Here is a 12,161-nt window from a genome sequence, read left to right on the forward strand (position 1 = left end):
GCGCCTATTCCGGAGAAATACGGTATCCCTGCGCTCACGGCAGCCCGGTTTTCCTGATGATGCTGCAACACCGGCTGGACTGCGGCAAATCGCGGGCTCCCACACGGCTTCAAACTGGTATGAGATCCCACACCAGATCCTTGCAGCCCAAGCAGTGAGTTCCCTGCATGCAGCAACAGGCGAATAACATCCAAGGCCACGCAGCCCCCTCGCCCCTTGAGGCGCGGACTGGTCTGCCAAAAGGCAATCTGATCGTCTTCGACGGGGTGTGCATTCTGTGTTCCGGCTTTGCCCGTTTCATGGCCCGGCATGACAGAAAGGCCGGGTTCCGGTTTGTCGATGCCCATTCGGAAACCGGACGCGCCCTGTACCAGGCCCATGGGCTCGACCCGGATCTGATGGAAACCAACATTGTTCTTCTTGAGGGCAAGGCTTTTATCAAGATGGCCTCCTTCACTGCCGCCATGCGCAGCCTGGGCTGGCCCTGGCGGGGTCTGACGGTGCTCGATTTGCTGCCCACCGGTATCGGCAACTGGCTCTATGACCGGATTGCGCGGAACCGCTACCGGTTCGGCCAGCGCGCCTGCCCCATGCCGTCCGCCGAACTCAAGGAACGATTGCTTGACTGACGCCCCGTCCAGGAAGCGGATCGTCATTCTCGGCGGCTATGGGGTGTTCGGCGGCAAGCTGGCCATGGCCCTCTTGCGAAGCGGAGACCTTGAGGTCGTCGTCGCGGGGCGCAATCTCGACCGGGCACAAGCCTTCTGCAGCAGCCATGGCGGCCGCCCTGCGGTGCTGGACCGGGCAGCCCCGGATTTTGAGCAGAGCCTCAACGCCCTGTCCCCGTTCGTGACCGTCGATGCCGCCGGTCCGTTTCAGGCCTATGAACAGGCGCCGTACAGGGTCGCAGAAGCCGCCCTTGCGGCCCAAAGCCACTATCTGGACCTCTCCGACGATGCAGCTTTCACGGCCGGCATCGGCGCTCTGGAGAAGAGGGCCGGTGCGGCCGGTTTGACCGCCCTGTCCGGCGTCTCCAGCGTTCCGGCGCTTTCGTCTGCCGCGGTTGAAGCGCTGCGCGAGGATTTCTCCCGCCTCGACCTGATCGAGAGTGCGATCCTGCCTGGCAATCGCGCCCCGCGTGGCCTCTCCGTGATGCGCGCCATCCTGGGCCAGACCGGGCGGCCCCTTGCCGTCTTTCGCGACGGGGCTAAAGTTTCTGTTCCCGGCTGGTCCGGCCTTGAAAAGCGCCGGATCGGCCCTTCGAACAAGACCAGCCTGCCACCGCGTTGGACCAGTTTCATAGGCGCCCCGGATCTCACCCTTTTTCCGGACAAATACGGCGCTCGCACCGTTCTGTTCCGCGCCGGACTTGAACTCTCCGTCATGCATCTCGGCCTCTGGGCCCTGTCCTTTCTGGTGCGCCTGCGGCTGATGCGCTCGCTGGAAGCGCTGGCAAGGCCTCTGCAGACAATCGCCGACTGGCTGGAACCTCTTGGCACCGACCGCGGCGGCATGGAAGTGCGCCTTGCCGGGCTCGATCTGGAAGGCAAGCCGCTTGACCGGCGGTGGACACTGATCGCGGAAGCGGGTGATGGTCCGCATATTCCGGCCGTTGCAGCTGCGATCCTGTGTCAAAGGCTGGTCAAGGGCACGGTCCCCCCCGGAGCCCGTGCCTACCTCGGCGAGATCTCCCTGGAGGAAGTCTCGGAAGCAACGCGTCATCTCAATGTCACCACGCATGTCGGGACCAGGCGCCAGCCCTGCCTGTTTCAGCAGGCGCTCGGCCTGGCCTTCGAGGCCTTGCCCGAGCCGGTCAAGGATCTTCACACCGTCTTCGACAAGCGCTGCTGGTCCGGCGAGGCCAGGGTCACGCGCGGCAGCTCTTTCCTGAGCAGACTGGTCTGCCGGATCGTCGGCTTTCCAGCGCAGACTGACAGCACACCGGTCTCGGTGACAATCGAGCGGCGCGGTGACTGCGAGATCTGGGAACGAGACTTTGGCGGCAAGGTCTTCACCTCCGTACTCGGTCTGAAAGGCAAGCAAGGCACCGGCATCGTGCAAGAGCGGTTCGGGCCGATGACATTCGATATTCATCTGAACGACCAACATGGAACCCTGGCCTTTCCCGTGGCACGCGGCCGGGTTTTGGGATTGCCACTGCCGCGCTGGCTGCTGCCGGTCAGCGAGGCAACGGAGACAGACAGGGGCGGTGTCTTCCACTTTGATGTCAGCATATCGCTGCCCCTTGCCGGGTTGCTGGTGCGCTACCAGGGAAAGCTGGAGGAGACTGCATGCCGGAAAACAACGATCGTCAGGTCTGCTGGTTGAAGCGAAACGCATGGCGCTTTGTAATTGCGATTGAGTGTGCCGGCGCCGGCGCAGCGGTATCCACCGCAATTGCAACGATGTTGCTCGAGTCTCGAGCCATGAACTGGGCAGAACTGGCGTTTTTCGCGGCGATAGGTGTCGCGGGAGGCTTTCCCGCTGGCTTTGTTCTCTCCGGTGGCTTCGGCCGTTCGGGCCAAGACGGATGGATACTGGCCACGGCGACCGCGTTTTTCTGCCCAATCCTGGCAGGTGCCCTTATCGGAACGCTCATCTTTCCTGGGATTGGCACTGTGGTCGGTGGCGCGATCAGCTTTCGAACCTACACATTTCCGCTTTCCTTCGCCGTTTGGCTCGCGTGTCTGGTGCTCATTCAGCTGCATGCGCGCCAAGTCCGTCCACCCCGGATCACGGACCCAACCAAGAGACAAGCACCTTGAAAACATTGTCTCTAGTGACAATTTCTTGTTTGACTTCAAGACCTTTTGAAACAATCTTTCGATCCTGACCCAACCCCTTCAACCTTGATCGCAACCGTTTCAACCGGAATTCGAGCCATGTCCGCCGTCTCCCGCCTGTCCGTCAATGTCAATGCCGTCGCCATGCTGCGCAATCGCCGCGACCTGCCCTGGCCGTGCGTCACCGGTCTGGCGGCGCTTGCGATGGAAGCCGGCGCCAAGGGCATCACCGTGCACCCTCGCCCGGACGAGCGTCACATCCGCAAGACCGATGTGTTTGAACTGTCCGAACTGATCGAGGACCGGTTCCCGAACAAGGAACTCTGCCTGGAAGGCTACCCTTCACCTGATTTTCTGAAGCTGGTCGAAGACGCCCGCCCGGAGCAGGTCCTGTTCGTGCCCGACGATCCGGAGCAGACGACCTCCGATCACGGCTGGGATTTTTCAAAGGACACCGGCGCGCTTGAAACGGCGATTGCCGCGTCCAAGGAATGGGCGGTCACCGTATCGCTGTTCTGCGATCCGGACCCGGCGGCACCGGAGCACGCAGCGCGGCTCGGCGCGGAACGGATCGAGATCTATACCGGACCCTATGGCGCCTGTTTCGACGATCCGGCGAAAGCCGACAAGGAACTGGACCGGATCGTCGCAACGGCCGAGGCCGCACGCGCCAACGGCCTTGGCGTCAATGCCGGCCATGACCTGACCGTCGACAACATTCCGGCGCTTCTGGCGCGCGCGCCCTTCATCCGCGAAATGTCGATCGGACACGGCTTTACGGCCGATGCCCTGATCCACGGCTTCGCAGGCAGCGTCGAACGGTTCCGCCGCGCCATGGGCGAGGTCTGAATGGAGGCTTCGCTGGAGCGGCAGATCGGTTTTCTTCTGGAGACCGACAAGCTGAAGGAAGTGGTGCGGCTCAACCAGCTGGCCGGCGGCAACCGCCGGGAGACCACCGCCGAACATTGCTGGCATGTGATCCTCCAGACGCTGACCCTTGCAGGCCACGCGCTGCCGGGGACCGATATCCATCATGTGATCAAGCTGCTTGCGGTTCACGACCTTGTGGAGATCGACGCCGGCGACCATTGGGTGACCGATGCCAACCGGGCCGACATCAAGGCGCGCGAACAGGCGGCTGCCGAGAGACTGTTCGGCCTGCTGCCTGACGACCAGGCATCGGAATTCAAGGGCCTCTGGCTCGAGTTCGAAGCCGGCGAGACACCGGAAGCCCGGTTTGCCAATGCCATGGACGCGCTGCATCCCATGGTGCTGGTCTTTGCCTCCGGCCAGCCGGAGCCCACCCATGAACCCTTGTCGGCCGACACCATGCGGCAGACGAAGGAAGCCCGCCTCTCACCGTTCCCCGGACTTTGGACCTATGCCCAGGATCTCCTGGCAAAGGCCGTCCGGGACGGCCGCCTCCTGCCCTGACGGGCCCCTAATCTGATCCGGCCTGCCCCGCTTCAGGCCCCTTGAAGGATTGTCCGATGCCGATTGATCTTTGGCTGCTGTTCATTGCTGTTTCGCTGCTGCCGGCTATCAGCCCCGGCCCAGCCGTCATGCTGGCGCTGTCGAACACGCTGCGCTTTGGCCGCAACGCAACGCTTGCTTCAGCCAGCGGCAATGCCCTTGGCCTTGTCGTGCTCGGATTTGCGGTGGCGCTCGGCTTTGGCGCAATCATGGCAGCCTCCGCTCTTGCCTTCACCGTCCTGAAAATCATCGGTGCCGCCTATCTGATCTTCCTTGGCATCAAGATCTGGCGCGACAAGACAACCTTCCAGCTGCAGGACGGCGTCCTCACCGCGCGCAAGAGCAGCTGGAAACTGTTTCTGGAAGCCTTTCTGGTCTCCGTGACCAACCCCAAGGCCATCCTGGTGATCACCGCCCTCTTCCCGCAATTCATGCGGAACGACCGTATCGACCTGCTGGAAATCACCGTGCTGTCGGTTACCTATGCCGCGCTCTGTTTTGCCAACCACGCCGCCATTGCCTTTGCCGGCGGCCACATGCGGCGCTTCCTGACCTCCGCAAGGCGCATGCTCTGGGTACGCCGTGTCACCGGTGGCCTGTTTGTCGGCTTCGGCGCAGCGCTGGCCTCCGCCAGCCGCTAGGCTGCAAGAGCGCCCTTCCCCGCTCAGAATGGAAGCGGCGCATTGTCCGTCACTTCCTTCATGACAAAAAACGTGCGCGTTTGCCGGACGCCCGGCAACGCGATCAGCTTTTCTCCGTGGAGCTTGTTAAAGTCCGCCATGTCGCGCGCACGGATCTTCAGGAAATAATCGAAGTCACCGGCGACCAGGTGACAATCCAGAATGAAGTCCGCTTTGCGGATCACGGCTTCAAACTCCGCAAAACTCTGGGGTGTCGACCGGTCCAGAACCACACCGACGATCACCAGCGCGGACCGGTCGACCCGCTCGGGATCGATCTGAGCATGCACGCCCTTGATATAGCCGTCTTCGAACAGACGCTGGGTGCGCCTGTGACAGGTGGCCGGGCTCACATTGACCAGACCGGCAAGATCCGCATTGCTGAGGCGGCCATCCTGCTGCAAGTGTTTCAGAATCTTGCGGTCAATCCGGTCGAGCGCATCTGACATGAAAGATTCTTCCAGTTTTTAATCCATTCTTCAAATTATACAAAATTCTACCGTCACATCACCCCCCTAATGACTCAGTAGCACACTCACTTTCGAGAGCACCTTTCAGAAAGAAGCTGCCATGATTCAGACCTCTTTCGAACTGAGGTGCCAATCATGAATCTTGAAAAGTTTGAACGTTACCCGCTGACATTCGGCCCAACCCCGATCGAACATCTCCCGCGCCTTTCCGAGGCTCTGGGCGGCATGGTGGAAATCTACGCCAAGAGGGAGGACTGCAATTCCGGGCTGGCCTTTGGCGGCAACAAGCTGCGCAAGCTCGAATATATCGTGCCGGATGCCATTGCATCGGGCGCCGACACGCTGGTCTCCATCGGCGGCGTCCAGTCCAATCACACCCGCATGGTGGCGGCCACCGCTGCCAAGATCGGCATGAAATGCGTGGTGGTTCAGGAAAAATGGGTGCCGCACCACGACGCTGTTTACGACCGTGTCGGCAACATCTTGCTGACACGTCTGATGGGAGCCGATTCACGCCTCGTTGAAGATGGCTTCGACATCGGCATCCGGAAAAGCTGGGAGGACGCCATGCAGTCGGTGCGGGACAGCGGCGGCATCCCTTATGGCATTCCGGCCGGCGCTTCGGTGCACAAGTTCGGCGGGCTGGGCTATGTGCGATTTGCCGAGGAAGTCAGGGCCCAGGAAGAAGAACTGGGCTTTTCCTTCGACTACATCATCGTCTGTGTCGTCACCGGCTCGACACAGGCAGGCATGATTGTCGGCTTTGCCGACCAGAACCGCGCGGACCGGGTGATCGGCATTGATGCCTCCGGCACCCTGGACCAGACACGGCAACAGGTGCGTCAGATCGTCGACACAACGGCGGACCTTGTCGAACTCGGCCGGCCGGTGCGCGAGGATGAAATCCTCATCAACCCGGATTACGCCTATCCGGCCTATGGCGTGCCGTCGGAGGAAACCAATGCCGCCATCCGCCTTGCGGCAAAAACGGAGGCGATGATCACCGACCCGGTCTATGAAGGCAAATCGATGCAGGGCATGATCGACCTTGTCAGGACCGGCGGCATCCCGGCAGGGTCAAGGGTACTCTACGCCCATTTGGGCGGCGCCCCTGCCCTCAACGGCTACAGCTATTATTACAAGGACGGCTAGGCAGCGCGAAGCCGGGACAAAAGAGCATTCAGGAAACCACTGAATGCTCGCACGGCCCTTCAGGCCGCCTCGGCCCGCTTCATCTTCTGGTGCTCGTCCTCCACCAGACCAATTTTCCAGTAGCCGGAAATATAGGTGTCGCGTTTGGGAACCTGTCGCTCATTGTGCAGGTGATCGCGCAGGGCGCGGATAACAGAACTTTCGCCGGCCATGCAGGTCTGGACGGTGCCGCTCGGCCAGTCGAGGGATTTGACGAGATCCACCTGCGCTGCCGAAGCGCGGTGCTGTTCCGGCTGGACCAGCCAGTGCAGCTCGATGCCGGCCGGCGCGGCAATGTCACGAATGTCGTCTTCAGACGGCACTTCGAAAACCGCCAGACCCTTCGCATCTGACGGCAGGGCCTCCAGGGTGGCTTCCACCACCGGCATGGCCGAGAGATCGGCGGCCAGCAGGTACCAGTCGGCGTAAAACTCGGTCAGCTTCGGCTGGCTCGGCCCCATGAAGCCAAGGAAAGATCCGGGCATGGCGGCCTGTGCCCAGCGGGTCGCCGGGCCATTGTCACCATGGGCGACAAAATCGATGTCGAGTTCCTGGCTGTCTTCCCGGTAAGCCCGAACCGTATAGGTGCGCACGGCGTGGATCTTTTCCTCCGGTGCATCCGGGGCAAAATAAGCCTCGAATTCCGCCCGGCTTTCACCGTCGCGCGGCAGGACAAGCTTGCAATTGGCGCCGTGATGGCCCTTCGGAAACCCTTCCAGCTCGGGACCGGCAAAGGTCACCCGGATCAGGTTCGGGCTGAGATGATAGGCGGTTTTGACAGTCAGAAACCGGGGACGGCGTTTCGGAAGCCTAGCCAAGGAGCACCTCTTAAATGCTGAATTAATTCCTCAGGATTTAACACTTGTGGTGCGGAATTAAAAGAGGGTTGGCTGAAGGAAGGGGGAAGAGAGGCGACATCGCCTTTGCCCCCTTCCCTTGTCATCCCGGTTTGGCGCAGCCAAGACCGGGACCCAGTACGCCGAAGGAACAGTTGTTTTGCCCTGGACTCGTGCGGTTACTGGACCCCGGCTCTCCGCTGCGCTGCGGCCGGGAAGACAAAGTGGGCTGGCAGGGCCTTCAAGAAAGGCGTTTCCGTGTTGGTATTCACTTGCGAACGCTAGCCACCTCCCTCCCAATCCGAGAGGATCTCGCCAGGTGTCACCCCGGGCGAGCGAAGCGAGACCCGGGGCCTACTCATTTCCAGAGAACTTGACCATCTCGAAAGGAGCCTTCTCGGAGTTTTAGACATCTTGCGATTCAGTGAGCAGGCAAGCGAGTAGGCCCCGGCTCTGCGCTGCGCTTGGCCGGGGTGACACTGAGGAGGAACGACACCCCAAGAGTTTTAAACGAACCACTAATGATTACTGGACCCCGGCGCTCCGCCGCGCTGCGGCCGGAATAACACCAGGCGCATTCTTGGGCCTTCAAGAAAGGCGTTTCCGTGTTGGTCTTCACTTGCGAATGCTCGCCACCTCCCTTCCAATTCGAGAGAGACTCCCCAGGTGTCACCCCGGGCAAGCGAAGCGAGACCCGGGGCCTACTCGCCTCCAGAGAGCTTGATCACTTGGCAGGGAGCCTTCTCGGAGTTTTGGACCTCTTGCGTTTCAGTGAGCAGGCAAGCGAGTAGGCCCCGGCTCCGCGCTGCGCTTGGCCGGGGTGACACTGAGGAGGAACAACGCGCCACTTCTGACAGAACTAAGAGACTGTCCCTAAGCGGCCGCCCCCCGCGCCGTCTCATCCTCTGTCGTCAACGCAATGAGTTGATGACAACGAAGGGCTTGAAACAGCGCTCCCACTCCATTGGTAATCAAACAAAAAAAGCCCGCCTGGTGGCGGGCTCAAGGAGAGGAGAATACAGGGAGGGGATCAATCCCGAATGATCGGCTCGGTCAATTCGCTCGGGTTCTTTTCCTTGATGATGTCCCAGTTGAGCGTCGCCTTGCGGATGTAACCCGGGACATCCTGCTCGAAGCGTTCCTGAACCTTGTGGGAGTTGTTGAGGTAGAGCTTGCCGTCGACAATCGACCAGGCATCCGGAATGACCGGAACCTTGAAGCCCATGGCAGTGCCGAAGGCGCAGAAACCACCATATTGCGGCGCATATTTTGCCGGGTCGGATTTGAACAGGTCGCGGTTCTCGGCGGAGGAGAATTTCCAGGTCACATCGTCAAAGACGTAAGTGAATTCGTCCGTACCGGCGACCGGTTTGCCTTCCGTGAAATAGGCGACCGGGTCGGTCCCGCCGATGGCAGCGCCATCCTTGGTGAAGGTGGTGATCTCGTCGGCCGAAGCGGTGAAGGCGGCGGCGGAAAAAAGGGCGGTGAGCCCCAGCAGAACGGATTTGGACGTATAAAGCGGCATCAACGTCTCCAAGAGGATTTGATCGGGTCGTGGCGTCCGGCGCATGCCTGCACCGCGCTGGTTAAAAAATGTGCCATGACGCCCGGGAAGACCAATCACCCTTGATCACAGAAGTGACAGCACCCGGCGAGGAGATCGTGAATGGCCTCACGATCACATTCCGGGGAGACCCGCAAACCCTTCCGGATCCCGCGGCGCGACCAGGCCCAGGACAAGATAGATCGCCGTTTCGATATCCGCTTCGGTGACCTTCAGGCCCCGGATCAGCAGCCGGAAATAGATCAGCCCGAGTAGCAGGTCGATGCGGGTTTCCATGTCTGCCTCAAAGGGCGTCGCCAAGAAGATCTGGCGCAGGATCAGCCGGCGCCCCTCCTCGGCCGCATCCAGAACTTCGGCCAGACCCGGTATTTGGCGATGCGGCACCAGGGCTCTGAGAGCGGCCCCGAGCGGGGTTTCCTGCAGGGCAGCCGCCGTGTTGCCGAGACAAAGCCGCAGATCTTCGGCAACGCTGCCGCGCTGTGGCGGGCCCGGATTGGCCGCAGCGAGCGCCGCTTCAATCGCCGCTGCGACCAGCGCCTCCTTGGTCTCGAAACGTCGGTAAACGGCCTGTTTGCTGGTGCGCGCACGCGCGGCAATCGCGGCAATTGTCGCCTTCTCGAAGCCGTTGTCAGCAAGTTCTAGGAGTGTCGCTTCCAGCAGGGCTGCCGTCACCCGGGCCGCTTGAGGACGGCCGACCTCAGCCACCAGCCACTCCTGCCAACGCGGCTTCATAATCCTGAAACCCGTTTTCAATGCCGGTCGTGACATTGACGATGCGGGCATAGGGATGCGCGAAGATGTCGGTATCGCGCAGCTCCTCCCAGAGGTGGTGATAGGCGCGCATGTCGGAAAACCGGCAGATGGCAAAGTCGGAAAAACCGCCCGCCAGCGCGTCGGCATCGAACCATTCGAAGGAGACCTTCGGGTGACGCGCCAGGATCGCGCCGATCCTTTCTGCATGCGCGCCTCGTTCGTCGCGCGAGAGCGCCAGCCAGGCAGGCTCGAACGCCAGATAGACAATAGCCGCCATCGGCAGCGGGCGGATCGGATCAAGGGTCTTTGTCACGGCAAAACTCAATTTCGGTTACAGCCAGTACCGTATTATGAGAATTTCGGCAGGAAGACAAGACGGACCGCTTGATTTTGCAACACGGTCACCGCAAACAGGCCGGGATCAATGCCCGTGGCCAGAGGAGATCCTGGCCCCGCCAGCCAGACCAACGAGGACAATATGTCAGTTGATACCGATACGGTGAAACGCGTCGCCCGCCTGGCACGCATCAAGGTGAGCGACGAAGACGCAACCCGCATGACCGGCGAGCTGAACGCCATTCTCGGGTTTGTCGAGCAGCTCGACGAAGTGAATATCGACGGCGTCGAACCTCTGACCTCCGTCGTCGAGCAGACCATGAAAAAGCGCGTGGACGGCGTGACGGACGGCAACAAGGCCGGTGACATCACCCAGAACGCCCCAGCCTCCGAAGATCATTTCTTCATGGTGCCGAAAGTCGTCGAATAAGCCGTCCGTTCCGCTTCTGGCCGCTAAGGCCCCGATTGAGAAAAATTCATGACCGACCTGACCAAACTCACGATTGCCGAAGCCCGCGAGGGCCTGAAAAACAAGGACTACACGTCCGTTGAGCTGACAGACGCCTTCATTGCCAATATTGAAGCCGCCAACAGCCAGCTCAATGCCTATGTCACCGTGACGGCCGACCAGGCCCGCGACATGGCCAAGGCGTCTGACGAAAAACTGGCCGCCGGCACCGGTGGCGCTCTGGAAGGCATCCCGCTCGGCATCAAGGACCTGTTTGCCACCAAGGGTGTGCACACCCAGGCCTGCAGCCACATTCTCGACGGCTTCAAGCCGCCTTACGAGTCCACCGTCACGTCCAACCTCTGGGCCGACGGCGCCGTCATGCTCGGCAAGCTGAACATGGACGAGTTCGCCATGGGCTCCTCCAACGAGACCTCCTACTACGGCCCGGTGATCAACCCCTGGCGCAAGACCGGCTCCAACCAGGACCTGGTGCCAGGCGGCTCGTCCGGCGGCTCCGCGTCCGCCGTTGCCGCGCGCCTGTGCATGGGGGCCACCGCCACCGACACCGGCGGCTCGATCCGTCAGCCGGCGGCCTTCACCGGCACAGTCGGCATCAAGCCGACCTATGGCCGCTGCTCGCGCTGGGGCGTGGTTGCCTTTGCCTCCTCGCTCGACCAGGCCGGCCCGATCGCCCACACGGTCCGCGACAGTGCCATCCTTCTGAAATCCATGGCCTCCGTCGATCCGAAGGACACCACCTCCGTCGACATCGAGGTGCCGGACTATGAAGCTGCCATCGGCAGATCGGTGAAAGGCCTCAAGATCGGCATTCCGGCCGAATACCGCATGGACGGCATGCCGGGCGAGATCGACGAATTGTGGCAGAAGGGCATTGAATGGCTGAAGGATGCCGGCGCGGAGATCGTCGACATCTCCATGCCGCATACCAAATACGCCCTGCCGGCCTATTACATCGTCGCGCCTGCGGAAGCTTCTTCCAACCTTGCGCGGTATGATGGCGTTCGCTACGGCCTCCGGGTACCGGGCAATGACATTGTCGAGATGTACGAAAACACCCGCGCCGCGGGCTTCGGCGAAGAGGTTCAGCGCCGTGTCCTTATCGGGACATACGTGCTGTCCGCCGGCTACTATGACGCCTACTACCTGAAGGCGCAGAAGGTTCGTACGCTGATCAAGCGCGACTTCGACCTGGCCTGGCAGAATGGTGTGGACGCCATCCTGACCCCGGCAACACCGTCGGCTGCCTTTGGCGTCGCCGATCAGGATCTTCATTCCGATCCGGTGAAAATGTACCTGAACGACATCTTCACCGTGACCGTGAACATGGCGGGCCTGCCGGGCATCTCCGTTCCCGCCGGCCTCGACAAGTCCGGCCTGCCGCTCGGCCTGCAGCTGATCGGCAAGCCGTTCGACGAGAGCACGCTCTTCCAGGTCGGCCAGGTCATCGAGGACGCTGCCGGCTCCTTCGACCCGGAGAAATGGTGGGGCTAACCGACGAAGCCTCCCTGCCGATCCCGGCAGGGAGGTCCTTACCAGCTACGCGCTTCGGGAGCTTTCCTGGCGCCATTCCTGCGAAAGCGGGAACCCAGGACCCCGCATGGCC

Annotated in this window: 14 protein-coding genes; 9 read left to right on the forward strand and 5 right to left on the reverse strand. The window is 61.5% G+C overall.

The features are described 5' to 3' along the window. Positions 1-167: 167 nt before the first annotated feature. From CHH27_RS10875 to CHH27_RS10900, 6 genes are all read left to right on the forward strand, one after another. Entirely contained in the window at positions 168-629 is a 462-nt protein-coding gene (locus CHH27_RS10875; protein ID WP_094071607.1) for a thiol-disulfide oxidoreductase DCC family protein, read from the forward strand. Further along, positions 622-2,328, forward strand: coding sequence for an SDR family oxidoreductase (locus tag CHH27_RS10880; protein ID WP_094071608.1), 1,707 nt, complete (start codon positions 622-624; stop codon positions 2,326-2,328). Before CHH27_RS10875 ends, CHH27_RS10880 begins: the two co-directional genes overlap by 8 nt. Continuing rightward, positions 2,292-2,765, forward strand: a complete 474-nt coding sequence (locus CHH27_RS10885; RefSeq protein ID WP_157738860.1) for a hypothetical protein — start codon at positions 2,292-2,294, stop codon at positions 2,763-2,765. The genes CHH27_RS10880 and CHH27_RS10885 overlap by 37 nt, the downstream gene beginning before the upstream one ends. A 117-nt stretch (positions 2,766-2,882) precedes the next feature. Further along, positions 2,883-3,632 carry a pyridoxine 5'-phosphate synthase gene (locus tag CHH27_RS10890; RefSeq protein WP_094071610.1) on the forward strand — a complete coding sequence of 250 codons (750 nt, stop codon included), beginning with the start codon at positions 2,883-2,885 and terminating at the stop codon, positions 3,630-3,632. Next, the gene (locus CHH27_RS10895; protein WP_094071611.1) at positions 3,633-4,217 is read left to right on the forward strand and encodes an HD family hydrolase; all 585 of its coding nucleotides are present in this window, start codon (positions 3,633-3,635) and stop codon (positions 4,215-4,217) included. Between the two features lie 56 nt (positions 4,218-4,273). Further along, complete coding sequence (locus CHH27_RS10900; protein ID WP_094071612.1) at positions 4,274-4,897, forward strand: LysE family translocator; 624 nt, start codon at positions 4,274-4,276, stop codon at positions 4,895-4,897. Positions 4,898-4,920: 23 nt separating this feature from the next. Here CHH27_RS10900 and CHH27_RS10905 read toward each other — a convergent pair whose 3' ends face one another. Further along, entirely contained in the window at positions 4,921-5,385 is a 465-nt protein-coding gene (locus CHH27_RS10905; protein ID WP_198338392.1) for an Lrp/AsnC ligand binding domain-containing protein, read from the reverse strand. A 153-nt stretch (positions 5,386-5,538) separates the two neighbouring features. Here CHH27_RS10905 and CHH27_RS10910 point away from each other — a divergent pair, with 153 nt between their 5' ends. After that, positions 5,539-6,558: a 1-aminocyclopropane-1-carboxylate deaminase gene (locus CHH27_RS10910; protein WP_094074668.1), complete on the forward strand. Its 1,020-nt coding sequence runs from the start codon at positions 5,539-5,541 to the stop codon at positions 6,556-6,558. 59 nt (positions 6,559-6,617) lie between these two features. Here CHH27_RS10910 and CHH27_RS10915 read toward each other — a convergent pair whose 3' ends face one another. The 4 genes from CHH27_RS10915 to CHH27_RS27650 form a co-directional block, all read right to left on the reverse strand. Further along, a complete protein-coding gene (locus tag CHH27_RS10915) occupies positions 6,618-7,415 on the reverse strand; it encodes a siderophore-interacting protein (protein ID WP_094071614.1) in 798 nt (265 codons plus the stop codon). A gap of 1,048 nt (positions 7,416-8,463) precedes the next feature. Then, complete coding sequence (locus CHH27_RS10920) at positions 8,464-8,958, reverse strand: YHS domain-containing (seleno)protein (protein WP_094074669.1); 495 nt, start codon at positions 8,956-8,958, stop codon at positions 8,464-8,466. A 153-nt stretch (positions 8,959-9,111) separates the two neighbouring features. Further along, complete coding sequence (locus CHH27_RS10925) at positions 9,112-9,702, reverse strand: TetR-like C-terminal domain-containing protein (protein WP_198338393.1); 591 nt, start codon at positions 9,700-9,702, stop codon at positions 9,112-9,114. Continuing rightward, on the reverse strand, positions 9,695-10,063 hold the full coding sequence (locus tag CHH27_RS27650) for a darcynin family protein (protein ID WP_157738862.1): 369 nt from the start codon (positions 10,061-10,063) through the stop codon (positions 9,695-9,697). The genes CHH27_RS10925 and CHH27_RS27650 overlap by 8 nt, the downstream gene beginning before the upstream one ends. Positions 10,064-10,228: 165 nt before the next feature. Here CHH27_RS27650 and gatC point away from each other — a divergent pair, with 165 nt between their 5' ends. Further along, positions 10,229-10,516, forward strand: coding sequence for an Asp-tRNA(Asn)/Glu-tRNA(Gln) amidotransferase subunit GatC (gatC, locus tag CHH27_RS10930; protein WP_094074670.1), 288 nt, complete (start codon positions 10,229-10,231; stop codon positions 10,514-10,516). Positions 10,517-10,564: 48 nt separating this feature from the next. Beyond that, complete coding sequence (gene gatA / locus CHH27_RS10935) at positions 10,565-12,049, forward strand: Asp-tRNA(Asn)/Glu-tRNA(Gln) amidotransferase subunit GatA (RefSeq protein WP_094071616.1); 1,485 nt, start codon at positions 10,565-10,567, stop codon at positions 12,047-12,049. The last annotated feature ends 112 nt before the right edge of the window (positions 12,050-12,161 follow it).

Origin of the sequence: Labrenzia sp. VG12 (assembly GCF_002237595.1) — a bacterium.
Lineage (GTDB): Bacteria > Pseudomonadota > Alphaproteobacteria > Rhizobiales > Stappiaceae > Roseibium.